Source organism: Polaromonas sp. UC242_47 (assembly GCF_044452385.1).
GTDB lineage: Bacteria > Pseudomonadota > Gammaproteobacteria > Burkholderiales > Burkholderiaceae_C > Polaromonas.
Genome location: NZ_JBIOAO010000001.1, coordinates 377,602 through 399,535 on the forward strand (window position 1 = coordinate 377,602; position 21,934 = coordinate 399,535).

General features: G+C 55.2%; 21 protein-coding genes and 1 pseudogene. 14 read left to right on the plus strand and 8 right to left on the minus strand.

Annotation, left to right across the window (positions count from 1 at the left end):
- Positions 1-482: 482 nt before the first annotated feature.
- Positions 483-782, minus strand: coding sequence for a hypothetical protein (locus ACHMXK_RS01855; RefSeq protein ID WP_397437198.1), 300 nt, complete (start codon positions 780-782; stop codon positions 483-485).
- Positions 783-911: 129 nt separating this feature from the next.
- On the opposite strand from ACHMXK_RS01855, the gene ACHMXK_RS01860 reads away from it, so the two are divergent.
- The 6 genes from ACHMXK_RS01860 (at position 912) to ACHMXK_RS01885 (ending at position 8,826) form a co-directional block, all read left to right on the plus strand.
- Entirely contained in the window at positions 912-1,814 is a 903-nt protein-coding gene (locus ACHMXK_RS01860) for a TniB family NTP-binding protein (RefSeq protein ID WP_397437200.1), read from the plus strand.
- Positions 1,772-2,836 carry a TniQ family protein gene (locus ACHMXK_RS01865; RefSeq protein WP_397437202.1) on the plus strand — a complete coding sequence of 355 codons (1,065 nt, stop codon included), beginning with the start codon at positions 1,772-1,774 and terminating at the stop codon, positions 2,834-2,836. The genes ACHMXK_RS01860 and ACHMXK_RS01865 overlap by 43 nt, the downstream gene beginning before the upstream one ends.
- 208 nt (positions 2,837-3,044) lie before the next feature.
- Entirely contained in the window at positions 3,045-4,487 is a 1,443-nt protein-coding gene (locus tag ACHMXK_RS01870; RefSeq protein ID WP_397437204.1) for a DNA methyltransferase, read from the plus strand.
- Positions 4,484-5,620: an ATP-binding protein gene (locus tag ACHMXK_RS01875; RefSeq protein ID WP_397437206.1), complete on the plus strand. Its 1,137-nt coding sequence runs from the start codon at positions 4,484-4,486 to the stop codon at positions 5,618-5,620. The genes ACHMXK_RS01870 and ACHMXK_RS01875 overlap by 4 nt, the downstream gene beginning before the upstream one ends.
- Complete coding sequence (locus tag ACHMXK_RS01880; RefSeq protein ID WP_397437208.1) at positions 5,602-7,032, plus strand: sensor histidine kinase; 1,431 nt, start codon at positions 5,602-5,604, stop codon at positions 7,030-7,032. The genes ACHMXK_RS01875 and ACHMXK_RS01880 overlap by 19 nt, the downstream gene beginning before the upstream one ends.
- On the plus strand, positions 7,033-8,826 hold the full coding sequence (locus ACHMXK_RS01885; protein ID WP_397437210.1) for a hypothetical protein: 1,794 nt from the start codon (positions 7,033-7,035) through the stop codon (positions 8,824-8,826).
- Between the two features lie 263 nt (positions 8,827-9,089).
- Here the strand turns inward: ACHMXK_RS01885 and ACHMXK_RS01890 are convergent, their stop codons facing one another.
- From ACHMXK_RS01890 to ACHMXK_RS01920, 7 genes are all read right to left on the minus strand, one after another.
- Positions 9,090-10,805 (minus strand): hypothetical protein, encoded by a 1,716-nt coding sequence (locus ACHMXK_RS01890; RefSeq protein WP_397437212.1) that lies wholly within the window; start codon positions 10,803-10,805, stop codon positions 9,090-9,092.
- 68 nt (positions 10,806-10,873) lie between these two features.
- Complete coding sequence (lipA, locus tag ACHMXK_RS01895) at positions 10,874-11,869, minus strand: lipoyl synthase (RefSeq protein WP_397437214.1); 996 nt, start codon at positions 11,867-11,869, stop codon at positions 10,874-10,876.
- Positions 11,870-11,894: 25 nt separating this feature from the next.
- Complete coding sequence (gene lipB / locus ACHMXK_RS01900) at positions 11,895-12,623, minus strand: lipoyl(octanoyl) transferase LipB (RefSeq protein ID WP_397437216.1); 729 nt, start codon at positions 12,621-12,623, stop codon at positions 11,895-11,897.
- 22 nt (positions 12,624-12,645) lie between these two features.
- Positions 12,646-12,939, minus strand: a complete 294-nt coding sequence (locus ACHMXK_RS01905; RefSeq protein ID WP_397437218.1) for a YbeD family protein — start codon at positions 12,937-12,939, stop codon at positions 12,646-12,648.
- Positions 12,936-13,841 carry a D-amino acid aminotransferase gene (locus ACHMXK_RS01910; protein ID WP_397437220.1) on the minus strand — a complete coding sequence of 302 codons (906 nt, stop codon included), beginning with the start codon at positions 13,839-13,841 and terminating at the stop codon, positions 12,936-12,938. The genes ACHMXK_RS01905 and ACHMXK_RS01910 overlap by 4 nt, the downstream gene beginning before the upstream one ends.
- Positions 13,842-13,892: 51 nt before the next feature.
- Positions 13,893-14,483, minus strand: a complete 591-nt coding sequence (locus ACHMXK_RS01915; protein WP_397437222.1) for a DUF2062 domain-containing protein — start codon at positions 14,481-14,483, stop codon at positions 13,893-13,895.
- A gap of 19 nt (positions 14,484-14,502) precedes the next feature.
- Positions 14,503-14,949 carry a DUF4149 domain-containing protein gene (locus ACHMXK_RS01920; RefSeq protein WP_397437224.1) on the minus strand — a complete coding sequence of 149 codons (447 nt, stop codon included), beginning with the start codon at positions 14,947-14,949 and terminating at the stop codon, positions 14,503-14,505.
- A 205-nt stretch (positions 14,950-15,154) separates the two neighbouring features.
- Here ACHMXK_RS01920 and ACHMXK_RS01925 point away from each other — a divergent pair, with 205 nt between their 5' ends.
- The 8 genes and pseudogenes from ACHMXK_RS01925 to atpD all read left to right on the plus strand — a co-directional run bounded on the left by ACHMXK_RS01925 (position 15,155) and on the right by atpD (position 21,932).
- Positions 15,155-15,664, plus strand: coding sequence for an ATP synthase subunit I (locus ACHMXK_RS01925; protein WP_397437226.1), 510 nt, complete (start codon positions 15,155-15,157; stop codon positions 15,662-15,664).
- 41 nt (positions 15,665-15,705) lie between these two features.
- Entirely contained in the window at positions 15,706-16,608 is a 903-nt protein-coding gene (gene atpB / locus ACHMXK_RS01930; RefSeq protein ID WP_397437228.1) for a F0F1 ATP synthase subunit A, read from the plus strand.
- 41 nt (positions 16,609-16,649) lie between these two features.
- On the plus strand, positions 16,650-16,895 hold the full coding sequence (gene atpE / locus ACHMXK_RS01935; RefSeq protein WP_397437230.1) for a F0F1 ATP synthase subunit C: 246 nt from the start codon (positions 16,650-16,652) through the stop codon (positions 16,893-16,895).
- 37 nt (positions 16,896-16,932) lie between these two features.
- Positions 16,933-17,403, plus strand: a complete 471-nt coding sequence (locus tag ACHMXK_RS01940) for a F0F1 ATP synthase subunit B (RefSeq protein WP_397437232.1) — start codon at positions 16,933-16,935, stop codon at positions 17,401-17,403.
- A gap of 12 nt (positions 17,404-17,415) precedes the next feature.
- Positions 17,416-17,946: a F0F1 ATP synthase subunit delta gene (locus ACHMXK_RS01945; protein WP_397437234.1), complete on the plus strand. Its 531-nt coding sequence runs from the start codon at positions 17,416-17,418 to the stop codon at positions 17,944-17,946.
- A gap of 60 nt (positions 17,947-18,006) precedes the next feature.
- Positions 18,007-19,559 (plus strand): annotated as a pseudogene (gene atpA, locus ACHMXK_RS01950) (F0F1 ATP synthase subunit alpha).
- Between the two features lie 53 nt (positions 19,560-19,612).
- The gene (gene atpG / locus ACHMXK_RS01955) at positions 19,613-20,479 is read left to right on the plus strand and encodes a F0F1 ATP synthase subunit gamma (RefSeq protein WP_397437235.1); all 867 of its coding nucleotides are present in this window, start codon (positions 19,613-19,615) and stop codon (positions 20,477-20,479) included.
- Between the two features lie 49 nt (positions 20,480-20,528).
- Positions 20,529-21,932 carry a F0F1 ATP synthase subunit beta gene (atpD, locus tag ACHMXK_RS01960; RefSeq protein ID WP_397437237.1) on the plus strand — a complete coding sequence of 468 codons (1,404 nt, stop codon included), beginning with the start codon at positions 20,529-20,531 and terminating at the stop codon, positions 21,930-21,932.
- Positions 21,933-21,934: the final 2 nt, after the last annotated feature.

Sequence of the window (21,934 nt, forward strand, 5' to 3'; positions counted from 1 at the left end):
TGCGGCGTGAGAGCTAAGCAAGTGCTGACCTAAGAACTGGCGTACGCGCAGGGACAGTCCCAGTGCGGCCAGGTGGTTGTCATCTCGGCCGAGAATTGCCTCGGCAAGGCAGCGGCGCTGGCTTGAACTGCAGGAAGCAGTTGGAACTCCTTCTCCGAGTGATGAGCCAAGATGACTTCGCGAAAGAGCGTGCGGGCTCTGTGAGCGATCCAGCCGCTCGGCGATGACCGGTCCGGACGAGAGCCGTCATCCAGCGGCAAACCGCGAGTGACTCAGATCTGTCTTGATCAAACCCTTAATGCACACGCTCGGATGACCGGATTTGGCCGATAGTACCAATTCGGCTCAGGCTTGCAATTGACGTCATCCTACAGGGTCGGTTCGATGTTTCAGTGGTCATCACCAGAATCTTGCGTATTGCTCGGTCACCAATTCCCGGCACAGATGGTCAAGTCGACCGGAATGCGCACCTACGTTAGCCGCTAACGCTTTTCACGGTGTTTGTTCATCATGGCGCTTCTTTGAAGAGCCAATTCGAGTTCGCGCGCCTCATCAAATTTGTTCTTCTCTTCCATGGATGCATAACACCTTGCCGTTTTTGGTCGTTGAGGTAAATCTGGGAAGAGCGCCGAGGCGCTATCTTGCAGCCGCCCCCAATTTTCTGTAAGCCACTGGAAGCGCTCCTCTGGCGACATTGACTGCACGCGCAGCGCCTCTTGCAGTTCGCGATCTGCCTGGTAGTCCGCCATCTCCTCGACGGTCTGAAAGCATCTTGCTGTCATCGTCCCTCCTGAATCGCAGTTTTACGCGTAGATGAATTTTTAGAGCAAGGGTTCTGGTGGCCAATTTTCGCGCCAATCCCGAAATATGGAAGTCTGGACCTCGATACAGCAATTTACGCCAAAATCAGCATGATGGCCGATCCAAAAGACTACCCACACTTGAATGAGGCAGCCAAGGCGCTCATCAACGAGCCGGATGAGCTACGCATCCAAGCCATACGCGCTGGAACATGGCTAGGCTACGCCCGCGCCAAAGAAATCCTGGCGCGAATGGGGGATTTGCTAACCTATCCGCGCATCACGCGGATGCCCAGCATGCTGCTGGTCGCCCCGTCGTTTAACGGCAAGACCTCCATTTTGGAGCGTTTTTTGGAGCTGCATCCACCCGATCTCGATCCCGAGGGAGAGACAACGATCTGCCCGGTGGTCATGGTTGAGTCCCCGGCAACGCCTGATGTGTCCGCGTTTTACTCGCGCATCCTTGATGCTTTGATGGCTCCGTACAAGCCTACTGCGGCGGCGCAAGAGAAAAACTCCCAAATCAAGCTGTTGTTTAAGCAGCTGGGCGTGAAGATGTTGATCGTCGATGAGATCCACCACCTGATTGCAGGTAGCCTGAATCGGCAGAAGGAATTCCGAAATGCACTCAAGAGTCTGGGCAACGAGACGAAGGTCGTGATTGTGGCTGCGGGCATCGAGGACGCTTACAACGCCTTCAATACTGATCCGCAGATGTCCAGCCGTTTCACGCCGGAGGAGCTACCTCTCTGGCGGTCTGACAATCAGTTCGGGGCATTGCTGGCTACTCTGGAACTGCGTACGCCGCTCAGGACGCCATCGAATCTAAAAGAGTCCGCCAAGATGCAAGAAATCCACTCGCGTAGCGAGGGCACGCTGGGTGATATGTGCGACCTGTTCAAGGAACTAGCCGTGGATGCCATTCGAAGCAGTGCGGAAGAAATTACCTTGGAACGGATCCGATCCTTGCGATGGGTACCGCCGTCCAAACGGAAGCAACACAAGCGGCTTTGACGGCAATGAAAGGGTTCACGTCACCGCTGTGGCCCATTCGGTACAAACCCCTGCCCGATGAACTGCTCTCATCCTGGCTGGTGCGTCTGGCACATGGTCATGGCTTGAAGGTTCAAACTTTCTGCAACCTCATTTTTGGTAATCGCTTACAGGTTTGGAACCGTGATGTGGATCGGCTGGCGCCGCAGTGGCTGGTGGATGAATTGAGCCTGCGCACAGGAACACCGATTGCAACAGCCTATGGCACCACACTTCGGGTTTATGAGGGCCTGCTGTACCAGAGGTTCAGTGCATCCGGCGCTTTATCCTGGATCCAAACGCTCAAGATGTACCACCGCAAGCGTGAAGGATTTGGCTTGCAGTACTGTTGCGCATGCTTAGCAGATGGACCGCAGCCTTACTTTCGCAAGGCTTGGCGTCTGGCGTTCAATACGATCTGCGTCAAACATCAATGCATGCGCCATGACCGGTGTCCGCAGTGCGGTGCCAGTGTGGCATTCCATCGTATGGACATGGGACGAGGTGGTCTCTTTGAATTCGAGTCGCTGGCGGCGTGCCATGTCTGCCAATTCAATCTCTGTGATGCCTTATGCGAGCCTGTCGTCTCGTATGACGCACAGGCGACGGCTTGGCTCGAACAACTGTGTAGTCCGTTGATGGATACGGATGAAAGTAAGGTCGCGGCAATTGGTCTCGACGTATTGCGCGTAATGCACCATCTGGCCGGCCTTCTGACATCAAGGTATCAGACAGTCACGCTGCGTGAACATTTATGTGCCCAGTTGGGCATCGAGGACATCCCGATGACGCATGGACGGGTTTCGATTGAAGCCAGGCCGCTGGCGGAGCGGCACCACCTGGTCCAGTTGGTGGCGTGGTTAATGGTGGACTTGGAGCCACGGCTCTTTCGGGCTTGGCGCAGTAAGGCCGTGCGGTACAACCACCTTCTCAAGGATTTTGATGAGGAGCCACAGTTCTACGCGCAGATTGTGGCGGGATTTTCGGACTGGCGGAGAGGTTAAAGAGCCCAGTACAACTCATATGGCGTTGGCCGGACAACCGCCATGCAGTTTTCTGCGATAGGCATATGGAATTCACTCCTCAGAGGACGGGGTGATCGCATTTTTCACGTTGCTCAACGAAGGGATGGTGTTTAGCCGTTTTTGCCAGCGTCGCCGATGCCGCGTGCGATGACGCTGAACATCGAAAGCGTCTCAGCCTAGCTCATATGTGTACGTTGAGACCTGGTGTTTTGCGTCGAAAAAGGCTATATTCAACCAGGTCCGCAAAGCTAACCTCCCCCAGCGCGACCAGCCAAAAATGCTCAAAGGCTGTAAAACAGACTCTCTTATTGCCGCGCTTCATGCCAAGGAAGACAAGAACGATCCAAGCTTCTGGTCATTTAAGCGTGCCACTCAGCGTAAAGGAGCGCACGCGCTTCTACACTATCCGGCCATGATGGTTCCGAGCTTGCAAGGGCTGATCATGAAGTGCGTGCAAGAGAGCCAGCCTGATGTCGGAACCGTGTTGGATCCCTTTGTTGGGTCGGGAACCGTGCTTGTCGAAGCCATGGGGCATGGTTTGGATTTTCACGGCGTGGACATTAACCCACTCGCTGGACTCGCATGTCTTGCGAAATCCGGGCCTTATTACATTGATGCTTTTGAAGATAAATCAATGGATCTTCTTGTTGCGATCTCAAGCGATAAGAAAAAGCATACGGCTCGTCAGTTTTCAGGTCGAGACAAATGGCACGACCCCGAAGCTATCCCAGCGTTGGAAAAAATAAGTCATCATATTTCTAACGAGCCTGCAAAGTGGGCTCGGCGATTATTTTGGTTGGCGCTGTGCCGTGTGATTCGTACGACTTGTAAATCAAGGAAATCAACTTACAAGTTGCATATCGAAGAGGTAAAGGAAAACGCTAAAACACCAGATGTCTATGCTGAATTTATTAAGGTGATCGAGATTTTTCAGGATCATATAGCGCATGAGCATCAAAGTCTTACTGCAAAAAATCTTCTAAACAGAGGGCGCTATATCGGCACTTTGGATATGAGGGTGGGTGACAACCAGTCGCTCCTAAACGATTCAGACGCTGCCACTGCTGTATATGATTTAGTAATGACCTCGCCCCCGTACGGGGATAACGTCACCACAATTCCTTATGGGCAATTCTCGTACTTACCCCTGCAATGGATAGATGTTCAAGACATAGACGAGCGCGTGGATCTCGCACTTATAGCTAACACGCACTCAACAGACTCCGCTAGTCTTGGGGGGAAATTAAAGGGTGCGTCTGAAAAGGCAGATTCTCTAGGCGACCGGTACCGTAGTGCATCCCATTTTCTTGGATTGCTAAAAAACCAGACAAATGGGCGAAAGCGATTCGCTTCATTTTTCTACGATTTAGATAAATCTATTGATGGGATTGCCAAAGCAACTAAGGCTAATGGCATACATGCCTGGACCATTGCAAATAGGCGAATTTGTGGTCTTGAGGCACCAATGGTGCCAATGATGATCGAGATGCTCGAAGCACATGGAGTGCACACTATCGGAGATATTTCGCGGGGTATCCATTTTAAAAAGATGGCTGCACGTAACGCCCTCGCGGCAACAATGACTAGTGAAACCATTTTGCTTGCTCGCAAGGATAGCGCTACACAATGAACGAAGAATCCCAGAAGGCGGATGACGAAGTACCTCTCGTCGCCGCTGATCAACTACCTCATCTCAGTATTTCTGCCCATGTTGTCGTCCAACTAGGGGAGGAACTGGTAACTGACGTCGAGCAGGCGTTGCTAGAGTTAGCAAAAAACGCGTATGACGCGGATTCGGAACGCTGCGAGATCATTGTTGAGCCTGATTGGGCTTTGACTGATAGTGATCCCGCCTATGAGTTGCTTTATGGTGTCAAGACGGGCTCTCCCCATGTTATCGGGCGAGTACGGATTCGCGATTATGGAACTGGGCTTTCAAAAGAAGCCGTACAGCAAGGGTGGCTACGAATTAGCTCTTCTCTCAAACGAGTTGACGGGACCAAGCCTAAAAAGAAGACGACGAAGGGGCGTACGCCAGTAGGCGATAAAGGTTTGGGCCGTCTTGCAACGATGAAGCTGGGGCAAGTATTGCGAATGAAGACCGCAGTAGAGGGCGAGACTTCCTGGCGAAGAGTGATGTTTTCATGGAGCGACTTCACTCAGGATCGGACGCTTGATCAAGTGCGGGTTGTAGTCGACATCGACACGGAAGAACCTGTAGACAGTAAAGGCACCATCATCGAGGTTCTAGGGTTACACGAGAGGAGCCGATGGTCTGATCTTGGGTATGTGGAAAAACACCTCATTCCGCATCTTTCATCGCTTGTAAATCCTTTTAAAGCCTTTGATAGCTTCGAAATTTTATTGAATACAGGCCGCCACGAATACGAACTACATAGTCTGGATGATGGCGTCCTTAATCTTGCATCTGCCAAATTCACCTTCTCATGGGATGGCAACAAGATGACCCAAGAAGCCTCGATTGCTTCATCACTACTTCGCGGCGCACGAGGGGAAGAAAACGCTAAGCGCTTCGAAAAAATGCTCAGTGATCAGGAGCGGCCTGCGCTAGTTGAATGGTTTCAGCAGGATAAAAAGCTTAAAGATAAGGGTATTTCCTCCGTTGTTGAAAACCCCTGGTTCTTGAAGTTTCACGACGAGCTGACTGGTCAACCCTTTCCTTTTGATCGTAGGTTCCCGGGGGGCTCAATCCGGGGCCGTTCAAGGCCACCATCTACTATTTTATGTTCCACGAGGCGGTAAAACAGAAGCTTACGGCTGCTCAGATTTCTTCTGAAACGTTGCAGGCTATGTCGCAAGTTGCAATCTATCGGGATGGTTTTCGAGTACGGGCGCACCGCGATTGGTTACGCATAGCCGAAGGGACTACCTCGGGTTCTTCTTTTTATGGGCTACGGCCGGCGAACGTACTTGGTTATTTTGAAATTGATAACGAAAACAATCCAGGCCTCATAGAAAAGTCAGATCGAGAAGGGTTCGTTGAAAACTCCGAATTCCGAGGCTTGATGATTCTTGGTTTGAAGGCAAGAGACTACGCGAATGGTTTGTTGGAAGCTGTGCGAAAGTCAGCCAATGAATACATAAAATCGCGCGACCAAGGCAATCAACCAGTCAGCCGCCAACAATTGATTGAATCAGTTTCACTGTCCAGTGAGAAATCAGGAAAGAGTTTTGCACAACTCCAGGCTGAATTAACCCAGACGAGCAAAGCACTTGATGCTTCGAGGGTGGCTGCCGCGCACGCTGCAAGTGCTTCGACTCCTGGCCCTGTGGAGGATTTTGGGAAGTCGGTGAAGGTCGTTGAAGCACACATAACAAATGTAAGCAGGGTAATCCGCGAGATAGATTCAATTGTTAAGAATCAAACACATGCATCGCTCCAGCTTGCCGAACTTAGTGAAGACGACGTGGACTATGCATCACGCCTTCTTGATGCCGCCGCTGTTGGGTTGGCCGCTCGTTCGTTGACTCATGAGTTGCATGAACTTTTGAGGCAGCTGCGCGATGGTGTTGGCATCGTTACTGCCGTGAATAAGAAAATCAAAGCCCCAGAGCTGACTTCAGCTCTGCGTAGTCTGAATGGTGCCATACGTGAATTGGGAAAAATGATTGCCACTATTGATCCTATGTTGCCTGGATCGCGGCAAATCAAAGAAAAAATCGATTTACATAAATTTTTGGCGGAGTTTGTAGCTGCACGCGAAGTGACCGCTCAACGAGCTGGCATCAATATTGGGTTTCATGCGGCCCAGGAAACTACTGACTTGGTGGTGAAGTTCAGCCACACGAGACTACTCCAGATAATGGAGAATCTTTTTCAGAACAGCCTCTATTGGTTACGCCAGGGGCCATTGCCTGATCCCGGGGTTCGGAGAATTGATGTCACATTGACTAGCCAAGGATTAAGGTGGTCCGATTCCGGTCCGGGTATCAAACCCTCTTTTGAGTCCTCCATATTTGATCCCTATGTATCCGATAAGCCAAAATCAGAAGGGTCTGGTTTAGGTTTGCATTTGATTGCGACTTTTCTCGAATTGGAGCGATGCTCAATCTGGCTTAATGAAAAGAGAAACTCAATCGGTAGAAGGTATGAGTTCGAAATCGACTTGTCTGGCGCTCACCCTGATCATCAACAACCAAAACTGGTCAGCTAAATGAGTTCATTCCCTTCATTAATGGAGCGCCTTGCAATTAAATCCGTGTATTGGGTTGATGATGAAAACGCAACGGCGGAGGAGATGTCTGTCGATAGGCTTGCTCTGGTAGTCGCTGAGGAGCTAGAAAAAAGTGAAGCACTGCAACGAAAGAAAGCGCTTGGGAAACTGAATGCTATCGAATCTGCTCGAAAACTTGCCGCTGAAATCGAGGGAGTTTTAACGAAACGTAATGTGGATGATGTGATCGAAGCCATCTGCAACTTATTTGCTAGCAAGCTGAATTCGGCAGTGGATGATCCAGTCAAAATTTTGACCGAGATGTTGTCAGTTCTGCCTCAGCCGCTAAAACCAGAAGAACGTGCGGGGCTTATTGAAACGTTTAAGAACCATACGGGGTGGAATTGGGAGGAGATGTCCTTTGCTCGGTGGAATGCTGAACATTCAAAAATTTTGTCCACGCACACTAACGGTGGCGGCAACGCGCTTTTGATAGTAGACCTGCAGAATTCACGTGAATCATCGCTTTTGTCCGGCAAGGATGTATTAAATCAGTGGGCGCAGCAGATTTCGTTGCAGGAGAAGTCGGTACCGATTTTTGCGGTGGCCTTTACTTCTCAGTTTACGAAGGATAAAGAACTCCTTGAAGGTAGAAAGTTCACAAAAGAACTATTTGAAGAAAAGGATGCACCAGCACTTCCAGTGCTTGTTCTTTCAAAAGATCGGCTTTCCAAATCCGGGACAAACGAGCTACCAGGATCGCTTGTTGAGGCGGCTTTTGTTAACGCTCTCAGTCGTCTTCGTGCTTACACCTTACATGGTTCGCTTGCTGACGAACTGCAAGCCACCCTCGCAACCTCTACAAAGTCTGCGTTTAGCAAGCTCCAACAACTTAGTATTGAAGAGTTGGTTTATGCTGTTTCTTCCACTTCTTTCAGGGAGGGGGCATCTGAAATCGAGACTCTGATTAGGATGATTTCAATCGCTCAAAGGGAGGCGCTACTTGCTGGAGTGATGGGCAGCATGAAAATTCCAGCGGAGCTCCTTGAACTTAGGGGGCTCAATGAGCAAATTGGATTGGTGACTTATGAGGAGCTTGAATCCATCGAAGGTATCGAAAATCTCCGCTGCAGTGAACTTCATGAGCCAGCAGGAGTGGTGAACACCTTACTATCTCCGCTAGCCGCGGGTGATATTTTTGAGGTTCAACATAATGCAGTTACTGCATATCACGTACTGGTTTCCAACGCTTGTGATCTTATGCTCAGAGGGTCAACAGGGACGCGTAAACTCCAGCTTGGACTTTTACTTCCGCTGGAAGTTCATACAGGCTCAAAGGAAAAGTTAGAGCAGACTTTTTTTTCGATCTCCCATTTCCCTAAAGATTCTCCGCTAGCCAATCAATCGCTTGCTGTAAATCTTCAGCGGATATCGCCTATACCTTTGGAGGTTTTGGATCTGAGTTGGACAAATCCTGAAGGTGTATGCCGTTGGAGTTGGGGGCAATACATGCCTCCTGGACTTGCACTTTTACCTTCGCAGTTGCTGCGATATAAAAAAATACACAAGGATCTTGAAGATATTCATGATCTTGAGGGTATTAAAAAATTTGCGTCCGGAAGTGACTTCCAACATGAATTTGTTGGCAACCCCGCAAATTTAGTCAGAATTGAATTTCCCTTTCGACGAATTGGGCGTTTATCTTCGACGGTGGCCGCTGACCTCATTCAGCGATTTGCGCAAGTTCTTGCAAGGCCTTCACGAGGTCACGATTTCTCTGCTCGTCCTAAATAATCAACATTGTCTTTAGTGAGTCGTCGTTAATAAGCATGTTTAAGTTGCTACTGCTTTTGGGCAGGCCTGAAGATCGTTAGGCGAGCGTCCGCTTCTGGTCGCATTCTGCTTCAGCTTCGGACATGCCCAGCAGAGAACTAACCGCGATAGGTGGTCATTTCTGACGGAACCATGAGCGTTTAGGCCTGGTCAATGAATAGGAGCAAGCATGGTCAGCTATTACCGGTACAAGTGGTCAACGGCACTGGAATGCAATAACTAAACTAGCGTCGTTTGGGCTGCTTCAGCGGTAGTGTGGGTATCTCAGGCGCTACTAGCCCAAAAATCCATTGCATTAACTGTGCAAGACCAAGCCCATCGGGTTCTTCTCTAAGTGGACTCACGAAATCCACTGCAGCACATTTCAATGTTTGCCAGACCTCCTCAGGGTCTTGACCAATGGTCGGATACAGCTTGATATGAATTGGTGATGATTCAATTACTGCAGCACAAATGTATTCCTCACCATTACTGAATGCAAACACACTCGCCCTACGCAGGCGAGAGTGGCCAGTCTCGTCTGAGATGAAAAGTCGGGGATCAATCTCACCATCTGAGTCAGCCAGCACAGTTACGGGTACCGTCCATCCATCGTCTGTACTTTTTGTGAGAAGGGCAACATCGAAACCTTTGAGCGTAAGTATTTCCTCCACAGTTGATCGAAGAAAGGCCGGTACGGAGTTGGGCTCCCATGAGGCCGACGACATCAGCACTGCCAGATCAACCGGTCTGACTCTTCTCTCCGAGCCAGGGTTTCCCACCGCGACCTGGTCTACTGGCGCACCGTTGATCCCCGTCCCTGCCTTGGACGAACCTGTAAGTTCGACGCTCTTCCAGATGGGTTTATCCGTCAGGTCGGGAAATCGTGGTTCAAAGCGGATGGCGCGGACCTTCGGTGCGAGGCTGTTGGATGCATCCTTGTCGGTCAGCGATTGATGCGCTGCATCCTTTGCGCCCACCGGCTTGCGGCTGGATGGAAGCTCACTCGTCGTACCGCCTGGCATCACCGATCGAGCGCGACTGTTCTTTACTTCGTAGCGTATGGACTTGAACGGGAAAGGGTGTGAGCATGACCGCAGGTTGTAAACCAAGAAAGTTGTTTTTTCCTGGCCGGCAAATGACAGCCATTTTCCTGCGGCAAGCAAGGTGGTCTTGCCCTCGAAGGGAAAGAACGCCTGAGGATAGATCGATTGACCGGCTACTGATGCCTTGAGTGCCGAGGCGCCGATCTGGGCTGCAGCTCGCCATGCAATCGGATCCATGTGCAGTCGTCCGATGTCGGCCGCCGAAGCGCCAGACACTTTTTCGGCAAGCTCAAGTTTGAGGCGAGCTGTTTGGCGGTCAAAGGTGGCACTTTCATACAGCGAGTCTCGTTCAAGCGGCGGCAGGAAGAGCTTGGAAATCAGGTTGCTCGAAGATCCAAAGTAGAACCGAATCAACTCCATACATGGAATGATGACGCGGCGGTTTTCTGGTAAGTCGACCGTCACACAGTAAGACTGAGTGCATTGGATGTGCCATGGATGCTCCGCTAGGGGAAGCAGGAAACCCTGGTCATCAAGATTCAGTCCAGCCTTGATCAAGGTGACGGTGGCGTTATTGATTTCGAGGTCGGGGAAGCTCTCCAGTTGGTAGTCTGGGCGAGCTTCAAGCTCGCCATTGCGCCAGATGTCCCCAACACGCAACATCGGCAAGGTCCCGACGGATACCCAGACGCGGCGTTGGAATTTGGCTGGAGATGTGGAGTCCGGCGAGAGTAGGACTGCCGGATCTTCGTGGAAGCGGTCAGTCGTTACTCGCGACAGGTGCAGAAATACAGAAGGCTGCTTGCGCCGAACAGAACGATCCGGATAAGCAATGTCGCCAAACCAATCAACTCGCCACGCAGTTTGGCCCTTTGGTAGGGCCGAAATGCTTAAGAGATCGTTGTTTTTATTCAAGTTAATGAAACGCTACTGCATTTCATGCTTGTTGATTTGTCTCACTAACTTCTAATTTGTCTCATTAACTACTGATTGTTGACAGACACACCGGCCGCATGGGCCTGTTCGTCAGCATGGTAGCTGCTGCGCACCATGGCGCCGACAGCGGCGTGGGTGAAGCCCATTTTGTAGGCTTCGGCCTCAAACATCTTGAAGGTGTCGGGGTGTACGTAACGGCGCACCGGCAGGTGGCTGGTCGATGGCGCCAGGTATTGGCCGATGGTCAGCATGTTGATGTTGTGCGCGCGCATGTCGCGCATGACCTGCAAAATTTCTTCGTCGGTCTCACCCAGGCCGACCATGATGCCGCTTTTGGTCGGCACATCGGGGTGCAGGGCCTTGAACTTTTTCAGCAGGTTCAGTGAGAACTGGTAATCGCTGCCGGGACGCGCTTCCTTGTACAGGCGTGCCGTGGTTTCCAGGTTGTGGTTCATCACGTCGGGCGGCGCGGCCTTCAGGATTTCCAGCGCACGGTCGTCACGGCCGCGGAAGTCGGGCACCAGGATTTCAATCGTGGTAGCTGGCGACAGTTCGCGAATCTTCTGGATACATTCCACAAAATGGCCGCTGCCGCCGTCGCGCAAATCGTCGCGGTCCACGCTGGTGATCACCACGTATTTGAGCTTGAGGGCCGCAATGGTTTTGGCCAGGTTCAGCGGCTCGTTCACGTCCAGCGGATCGGGCCGGCCGTGGCCCACGTCGCAAAATGGGCAGCGGCGTGTGCACTTGTCGCCCATGATCATGAAGGTCGCCGTGCCCTTGCCGAAACATTCACCGATGTTGGGGCAGCTGGCTTCTTCACACACGGTGTTGAGTTTGTTCTCGCGCAGGATCTGCTTGATTTCGTAAAAGCGGGTGGTGGGGCTGCCGGCCTTGACGCGAATCCAGTCGGGTTTTTTCAGCACTTCGCCCTGCACCACCTTGACCGGAATGCGCGACAGCTTGGCCGCCGCCTTTTGTTTGGCCAGGGGGTTGTAGTCTTCAGTGCTCTGGATATCGCGAACGACTTCTGTGGTGCTCATGGTGTGTTTTCTTATGTGTGCGGCTTCAAGGCGCCAGATAGGTGACGAGCTTTTGGCCCAGCACATCCGCAGCCTCTTGCCAACTTGCCGATACGCCGATTGTAGAAAGGTCTGTGGTTGTCAGCCCGGCGTAACCACAAGGGTTGATGCGCGAGAAGGGTTCCAGGTCCATGGCCACATTGAACGCCACGCCGTGGTAGGTGCAATGCCGGCTGACCTTGATGCCCAGGGCGGCGATTTTGCCCAGGCCGCGAAACGGGTCTGGCGGGTTCAGCGGGCCGCTGAGGGCGGCGTGTGAGGCCGGATCGTCCATACGCACATAAATGCCGGGCGAGCCCGTGACGCGGTGGCCGGTCACGCCAAAATGCGCCAGCGTCTTGATGACGGATTCTTCAATCCGGTAAACGTATTCCTTGACGTAGTAACCCGCGCGTTTGAGGTCGATCAGCGGGTAAGCCACCACCTGTCCGGGCCCGTGGTACGTCACCTGGCCGCCTCGGTCGGTTTGCACCACCGGGATGTCGCCGGGGTTCAGCACATGGTCGCTTTTACCCGCCAATCCTTGCGTGTAAACCGGATGGTGCTCACAAATCCATAGCTGATCGCGTTCGTCCTGCTTGGGCTGGAGGCCGATTTGGCTCGTAGTCTCGGGGTTGGATGCGGCCAGTGCCGCGCGTGTGGCCGTGAAAGCCTGCATGGCTTCGTAAGTGGGCCGGTAATCCACCCGGCCCAGGTGGCGCACATCGATCTGCATGAAAGGTGTCGGGCTCAGGGCCTCAGAGAACCACTTTGACCATGGGATGGGTCGACAGCGTGCGGTACAACTCGTCGAGCTGCTCGCGGCTGGTGGCCGTCACGGTGATGGTGACGCCCAGGTAGTTGCCGCCCTTGCTTTCGCGCAGCTCGATGGTGGCGGCGTCAAACGCCGGGTCGAACTGGTGCGCCACCGCCGTGATGGCGGCGACCAGGCCGTCGACCTTGTGGCCCATGACCTTGATGGGGAATTGCGACGGGTATTCGATCAGGGATTCCTGGCGCGGTGTTTCGGGTGTGGTGGGTGGGGTCGTCATGAGGTGAGTCCTTGTTTGGCGCGTTGGTAGGCCGCGTGCAGCCGGGCGCAGATGGGGCCGGGTTGACCGCTGCCTATGGGCTGGCCGTCCAGCGAGGTGATGGCCAGCACCTCTTTGGTGGCGGAGGACAGCAGCAGTTCGTCGGCGCCGAAGACTTCGGCGCGGCTGATGCGGCGCAACTCGAAACCGATGCCGGCTTCGCGGCAGATGTCTTCGATCAGGCCGTAACGTATGCCTTCCAGCACCAGATGGTCCTTGGGCGGGCCCAGCACCTTGCCGTTTTTCACCACCCAGACGTTGCAGGCGGCGGCTTCGCTCAACATCCCGTCCCGGAACATCACGGTTTCCACCGCATCCACGTCGGCGCTGATCTGGCGCGCAAACACCGCGCCCAGCAGGCTGGTGCTTTTGATATGGGCTTTTTCCCAGCGAAAGTCGTCGGCGGTGACGCAGGCCACACCGTGCATGCGCTGCGCTGGTGTGGGTGGTTTCATGGTGTTGGTCATGGCAAACACCGTGGGTGTCAGATCGGGCGGCATCACGTGGTCGCGCAGGGCTACGCCGCGCGTGATCTGGATGTAGATCAACTGGTCGATTTTTTCGGGCGACGTATGTTGCGACAAGGCGTAGTCATTCACCAGCTTGTGCGTCACCTCGCGCCACTGATCGAGCGACAGCGGGTTGGGGATACGCAACTCGGCCAGGCTGCGGTCCAGCCGCGCCATGTGTTGCGCAAACCTAAACGCTTGTCCGGCGTACACCGGCACCACTTCGTAAACACCGTCGCCAAAAATGAAGCCGCGGTCCATGACGCTGATCTTGGCGTCCTTGAGTGCGGTGAATTCGCCGTTCAGGTAGCAGGGCGTGGCAGGAAGTGCTGTGCTGGACGTGATGGAGGGCATGAGGGGGAGAGGTGTCTAGGGGGCGGATGCTTATTGTCGCGCAGGCTTGATTTACCTGCCGTGGCGCTGGATACGCCGCTTGAACCAGATACGTGCGCGCCAGATCAGCTTGACCGATACATAACCGATGGCCGCACCGCCGACCGCAAAAATCGCCATGCCCAACACCGCGGGCCAGCCAAATCGCTGCAGCCAGGCCATGGCGTCGAAGCCGGCACTGGCCGTCGCGGCTTGGAAAGCTGCATCTCCCGCTGCCATATCGTGGGATGACAGGCCCAGGATCAGGCTGCCCAGCTTGTAAGCCAGCCAGAGCCAGAAGCCGATGGTGAAGGGGTTGGTGATCAGTGTGGCGGCTGCGGCGACCGGGATGTTGCCGCGCCACCAGACGCAGTGCGCGGCGGCCACCAGGGTCTGGGCAACCGGTAGTGCAAAGGCCCAGAACAGGCCGATGGCCGCGCCGCGCGCCACGGCCTCATGTTGCAGGCGCCAGAGCCCGGGCTCCCGCAGGTGATGCGCCACCGGCTTGAGCCAGGGATGGGCGGCCAGTGTTTCGCGGTTAATCCCGTTGGTGAAACGGTCCGACCAGTGGGCTTTGGGCGACTTGTTGGGCGGGCGTTTGGGTGCTTGTTTGCGCTGATTCATGGGGGCGCCGGCTTGCCTCTCAGGTGAGAAACAAAACGGCGGCGATGGCCAGTGCCCCCAGCACCAGGTTGAGCATAGCCAGGGAGGCAATCTGCCCGACACGGCGCCCGCCTTCGGGCCAGTCCGCGGCAGCCACGGCCAGCTTCAGGCGGCGGTAAGGCCCGAAATAAAGATGGCCGAACAAGGCGAACATCAGCAGGCCAATGCCCAGCATCAGGTGCCAGCCTGTGGGGGCATTCTTCATGCCCACCGCCAGCAGCATGGCCAGGCCGGTGAGCAGCAACAGCCCGATGGCAGGCCAGACCAGTTTGAAAAATTTCTCCAGCACCAGCGCGATCAGCGGCAGGCGCTGGGGCGGGGGCAACTGGGCCGCGGCCGCCGGACGCAGGGCAAACAGCATGAAACTGATGCCGCCCAGCCACACGATGGCGGAGGCAATGTGCAGAAATTTCATCAAGGCAGACATGGCGTTTCTTTCAAAAACATAGACAGTGAGGCGTCGGACGGGAGGGGCACGCCGCAGGCGTAGCGCCGATTGTCACTGGTGTTTGCTGCGCCGCAGCCACATATCACCGCAGCAAGTTGCGGGGCTTTTATCGGACGACAGGGGGTTTCTACGTATAATCAGGGGCTTTGCCAACTACTGCCTTTTAACGTGGCTGGAATTTGTAATGCCAAAAATAGCAAATTCGGTGGATCGGTCAGATGACTGGGATACCAAACAGCAGCTGGAGACCGAGGGGGAGGATTTCAAGCCCCTCACGCATGAAGAGGCTCAAAAGCTTCTCAAGGCAAGTCCCGCGATGTCTCCCTGGAAGGTGTTGGCGTGGCAGTTGGTGGCTGGGGTGTTGGTGGCGTGTGCCGCCTTTGCCCTGACGGGAAAACAAAGTGCTGGTTGGTCGGCGTTCTATGGTGCGCTGGCTGTGGTGATTCCGGCGGCGCTGATGGCGCGCGGCATGAAGCGCGGTTTGGCGGCAGGGAGTGCCGGGGCCGCGATGGCAGGTTTCTTTTTCTGGGAAGCAGTCAAGATTGTTTTGACGGTGGCGATGTTGTTCGCCGCGCCAAGGCTGATTGCTTCGCTAAGCTGGCTGGCCCTGGTGGCCGGCTTCGTGGTGACGATGAAGGTGGTTTGGGTGTTGTTCTTGTTTCGCCCCAAGCGCTTCGCATCGGACAAGGTTTGAGTTAAACGTACGTATTTTTGTAATAGGCAAACTGGTGACTTATGGCTGCTGCTGAACATTCTGGAACTCAAGGTCCTGCCGCTGGCGATTACATCGTTCACCATCTGCAGCATTTGCAGAGGGATTTCAACTTCCAGAGCGTCAAGCAAACCAGCATTGTTGACTTCAGCCTCTTCAATCTGGATTCGCTGATCTATTCCGTGCTTCTGGGTGTGCTGGGCTGCTACTTTCTGTGGCGCGCGGCCCGCAAGGCGACTCCCGGCGTGCCTGGCCGTTTCCAGGCGGCGGTCGAGATCATGTCTGAAATGGTCGAAAGCCAGGCCAAGGGCGTGATCCACAACGCCAACAGCCGCAAGCTCGTGGCCCCGTTGGCGCTGACCGTGTTTGTCTGGATTTTCCTGATGAATGGCATGGACATGCTGCCGGTGGACCTGCTGCCGCGCCTTTGGGCCGAAGCTTACGGCGCTGCCGGCAATGACCCGCACCAGGCCTATCTGCGGGTCGTGCCCACGGCCGACCTGTCCACCACGTTTGGGCTGTCTATCAGTGTGCTGCTGGTGTGCCTGGTTTACAACATCAAGATCAAGGGCGCGGGCGGCTGGGCGCACGAGCTCGTGGCGGCGCCCTTTGGCGACAAGGTATTTTTGTACCCGTTCAACCTGCTGTTGCAGATGATCGAGTACTTCGCAAAGACCGTTTCGCACGGCATGCGATTGTTCGGCAACATGTTTGCCGGCGAGTTGGTATTCATGTTGATCGCCTTGATGGGCGGCACGTGGGCCTGGCAGTTCAACCCGCTCACGGGTGGTTTCTGGCTGGGATTCGGGCATGTTGTCGCCGGAACTGCGTGGAGTATCTTCCACATTCTGGTGATCACGCTGCAAGCCTTCATCTTCATGATGTTGACGTTAATTTACGTGGGACAGGCCCACGATAAACACTAACTTTTTTTGTTTTTACCTTTCCGTACTTTTTAGGAGCAATCATGGAAAACATTCTCGGCCTCGTCGCATTGGCTTGTGGTTTGATCGTTGGTCTGGGCGCTATGGGCGCATCTATCGGCATCGCGCTGATGGGCGGCAAATTCCTGGAAGCTTCGGCTCGCCAGCCTGAATTGATGAACGAACTGCAAGTCAAGATGTTCATCTTGGCCGGTCTGATCGATGCCGCTTTCCTGATCGGTGTAGCGATCGCCCTGCTGTTTGCTTTCGCCAAGCCTTTTGCCATCTAATTTGTGGTCAAGCTTTCACGCTTGAAAGGAATAAGCTGTGAACATTAATTCAACCCTGTTCCTGCAGGCCGTTGTTTTTGCGATCCTGGTGTGGTTCACGATGAAATTCGTGTGGCCCCCGATCACAAAGGCTCTGGACGAGCGGGCGCAGAAAATTGCCGACGGCCTTGCTGCTGCGGACAAGGCCAAATCTGAACTCTCCGTTGCCAACAAGCGCGTGGAAGAAGCCCTGGCCCAGTCGCGCAATGAGTCGGCTGTCCGCCTGGCGGATGCCGAGCGGCGTGCCCAGGCCATGATTGAAGAGGCCAAAGCCAAGGCGACCGAAGAAGGCAGCAAGATCATTGCCGCCGCCCAGGTCGAAGCTGAGCAGCAATCCGTCAAAGCCCGTGAGGCCCTGCGCGAGCAGGTGGCCGCCTTGGCCGTCAAGGGTGCTGAGCAGATCCTGCGCAAGGAAGTCAATGCCACCGTGCATGCCGACTTGCTGGGCCGTCTGAAGACTGAACTCTAAGCGAGCGTATATATGGCCGAACTAGCCACCATTGCCCGTCCTTACGCTGACGCACTGTTCAAGGCCTCCGGGTCTGACCTGAGCGGCGCGGCTGCATGGCTCGATGAGCTGGCGGCCATCGCCGCCAATGTGCAGTTGCAGCAGTTTGCCGACAACCCGGGCGTCACAGCAAGCCAGACGTTTGACGTGATCTCGGGTGTTGCCAAAAACAAGCTGCCGCAAGCTGCACAGAACTTCCTGCGCACGGTGATCGACAACGGCCGCATCAGCGTCCTGCCGGAAATCGCCGCCCAGTTTCGTGTCCTGAAAAATAAGCAGCTCGGTTCGTCCGACGCCACCGTCTATAGCGCTTTTGCGCTGGATGGCGCGGCGCTGGCTGATCTGACCCCAACGCTGGAAAAGCGTTTTGGCCGCAAGCTCAACCTCAAGGTGGAGATTGAGCCGTCCTTGATTGGCGGCGTGCGAGTCGTGGTGGGTGACGAGGTACTGGATACCTCGATCAAAGCCCGTTTGGAACAAATGAAAGTGGCGCTGATTTCCTGATCCTGCGACTAGCGCAAGTTCTCAGTTTTCAGCCAACAACATAGAAAGAAGGAAAGAGTCATGCAACTCAATCCCGCAGAAATTTCTGAATTGATCAAGAGCCGTATTGAAGGCTTGACCGTCAATGCCGACATCCGTAACCAGGGTACCGTTGTCTCGGTGTCCGACGGTATTGTTCGTATCCATGGTCTGTCCGATGTGATGCAGGGCGAGATGCTGGAATTCCCAGCCACCGCCGATGGCACGCCGACTTACGGTCTGGCACTGAATCTGGAACGCGACTCGGTCGGCTCCGTGATTCTGGGCGAATACGAACACATCGCTGAAGGCGACACCGTCAAGTGCACGGGTCGCATTCTGGAAGTGCCGGTGGGTCCCGAGCTGCTTGGCCGCGTGGTCAACGCCCTGGGTCAGCCTATCGACGGCAAAGGTCCTGTCAATGCCAAGATGACCGACGTGATCGAAAAGGTCGCACCGGGCGTGATCGCCCGTAAATCGGTGGACCAGCCTCTGCAAACCGGTATCAAGTCGATCGACTCCATGGTGCCCGTGGGCCGTGGCCAGCGCGAGCTGATCATTGGTGACCGCCAGACCGGCAAGACCGCCGTCGCCATCGACGCGATCATTGCCCAAAAAGGCCAGGGCGTTAACTGTATTTATGTGGCGATTGGCCAAAAAGCCTCGTCCATCAAAAACGTGGTGCGTTCGCTGGAAGAAGCTGGCGCGATGGAATACACCATCGTGGTTGCAGCCTCCGCTTCCGAATCGGCTGCCATGCAGTACGTGAGCGCCTACTCTGGTTGCACCATGGGCGAATACTTCCGCGATCGCGGCGAAGACGCGCTGATTGTGTATGACGATCTGTCCAGCAGGCGGTGGCTTACCGCCAGGTGTCCTTGCTGCTGCGTCGTCCACCAGGCCGCGAAGCCTACCCTGGCGACGTGTTTTATCTGCACAGCCGTTTGCTCGAGCGCGCAGCCCGCGTGAATGCCGACTACGTCGAAGCTTTCACCAAGGGTGCGGTCAAAGGCAAAACGGGTTCGCTGACGGCTCTGCCCATCATCGAAACGCAAGCCGGCGACGTGTCCGCTTTCGTGCCGACCAACGTGATCTCGATCACCGATGGCCAGATTTTCCTGGAAACCAGCTTGTTCAACGCCGGTATCCGTCCCGCGATCAACGCCGGTATCTCGGTGTCGCGCGTCGGTGGTGCAGCCCAGACCAAACTGATCAAGAACCTGTCCGGCGGTATCCGTACCGACTTGGCCCAGTACCGTGAATTGGCTGCGTTTGCGCAGTTCGCTTCCGACCTGGACGAAGCCACCCGCAAGCAGCTCGATCGCGGTGCCCGTGTGACGGAATTGCTCAAGCAGGCCCAGTATTCGCCTTTGTCCATCTCCAACATGGGGGCCACTTTGTTCGCTGTGAACAAGGGCTACATGGACGATGTGGACGTCAAGAAGGTTCTGGCTTTCGAAACCGGTCTGCACAGCTACCTCAAGGACAAACACGCTGCGTTGATGGCCAAGCTCGAAGCCAACAAGGCGATGGACAAGGACGCGGAAGCAGAATTGACCACAGCCGTGTCTGCGTTCAAGAAGTCGTTCGCCTGATTCAGACCTGAAGACATCAAAGCCCAAGGCTTAGAAACCATTTAGGAACCAATATGGCAGCAGGCAAGGAAATACGCGGCAAGATCAAGTCGGTGGAAAACACCCGCAAGATCACCAAAGCCATGGAAATGGTGGCGGCCTCCAAGATGCGCAAGGCGCAGGAACGGATGCGCGCTGCCCGACCCTATAGCGACAAGATTCGCAACATCACGGCCAACTTGAGCCAGGCCAATCCCGAGTACACGCATGCCTTCATGCAGTCCAACGATGCCAAAGCCGGCGGCTTCATCGTTGTGACCACGGACAAGGGTTTGTGCGGCGGCTTGAACACCAACTTGTTGCGCGCCGTCACCGGCAAGCTCAAGGAGCTGCAGGCGGCGGGCCAGGGTGTGCAGGCGGTGGCCATTGGCAACAAGGGCTTCAGCTTCCTGAACCGGATTGGCGCACAAGTGGTGTCGCACGCGACACAACTGGGCGACAAGCCGCATCTGGACAAGCTGATCGGCCCGGTCAAGGTGCTGCTTGATGCCTACAGCGAAGGCAAGATCAATGCGGTGTACCTGTGTTACACCAAGTTCATCAACACCATGCGCCAGGAGCCTGTGGTCGAGCAACTGTTGCCGCTGACCGCGGACCGCTTGCAGGCCGACAAGGACCAGCATGGCTGGGACTACATCTACGAGCCTGATCCGCAGACCGTCATCGACGATTTGCTGATCCGTTACGTCGAAGCACTGGTGTACCAGGCCGTTGCCGAGAACATGGCGTCCGAGCAGTCGGCCCGCATGGTGGCCATGAAGGCTGCAACCGACAACGCCGGCAGTGTCATTGGCGAACTCAAGCTGGTTTACAACAAGACGCGTCAAGCGGCGATCACGAAAGAACTTTCGGAAATCGTCGCCGGTGCTGCAGCGGTCTAAGCCGCCACACCCGATTTAAAGATTAAAGAAAACGGAAAAGGATCCAGTCATGACTCAAGCTCAAGGCAAGATTGTTCAGTGTATTGGCGCGGTGGTGGACGTAGAGTTTGCGCGCGACCAGATGCCAAAGATTTATGACGCGCTCAAGATGGAAGGCTCTTCGCTGACGCTGGAAGTCCAGCAGCAGCTCGGCGACGGCATCGTGCGCACCATTGCCCTCGGTTCGTCCGACGGTTTGCGCCGTGGCAACGTGGTGTACAACACCAACGCCAACATCACCGTGCCCGTGGGCAAGGCCACCCTGGGCCGCATCATGGACGTGCTGGGTGCGCCGATTGACGAGCGCGGCCCGGTTGACCAGACCCTGACCGCTCCGATTCACCGCAAAGCCCCGGCTTACGACGAACTGAGCCCTTCACAGGAACTGCTGGAAACCGGCATCAAGGTGATTGACCTGGTTTGCCCCTTCGCCAAAGGCGGCAAGGTGGGCCTGTTCGGTGGCGCCGGCGTCGGCAAGACCGTGAACATGATGGAACTCATCAACAACATCGCCAAGGCGCACTCGGGTCTGTCCGTGTTTGCCGGTGTGGGTGAACGTACTCGCGAAGGCAATGACTTCTACCACGAGATGGCCGATTCCGGCGTGGTGAATCTGGAGAACCTGGAAGAGTCCAAGGTCGCCATGGTTTACGGCCAGATGAACGAGCCCCCAGGCAACCGTCTGCGCGTGGCGCTGACCGGCCTGACCATCGCCGAGTCCTTCCGTGACGAAGGCCGCGACGTGTTGTTCTTCGTGGACAACATCTACCGCTACACCCTGGCCGGTACCGAAGTGTCCGCGCTGCTGGGCCGTATGCCTTCCGCCGTGGGTTACCAGCCCACGCTGGCCGAAGAAATGGGCCGCCTGCAAGAGCGTATTACTTCCACCAAGGTTGGCTCCATCACTTCCATCCAGGCCGTTTACGTGCCTGCCGATGACTTGACCGATCCTTCGCCTGCCACGACTTTTGCCCACCTGGATTCCACCGTGGTGCTGTCGCGTGACATCGCTTCGCTGGGTATCTACCCCGCCGTGGACCCGCTCGATTCGACCAGCCGCCAGCTGTCGCCAGCCGTCGTCGGTGAAGACCACTACAACACGGCCCGTGCCGTGCAGGGCACGTTGCAGCGCTACAAAGAGCTGCGCGACATCATCGCGATTCTGGGCATGGACGAGTTGGCGCCTGAAGACAAGCTGGCCGTGGCCCGTGCCCGCAAGATCCAGCGTTTCCTGTCGCAGCCTTTCCACGTGGCCGAAGTGTTCACCGGCTCGCCCGGCAAATACGTCAGCCTGGCTGAAACCATTCGCGGCTTCAAGATGATTGTGGCCGGCGAGTGTGATCACCTGCCAGAGCAGGCCTTCTACATGGTCGGCACGATTGACGAAGCCTTCGAGAAGGCCAAGAAGGTCTAAGT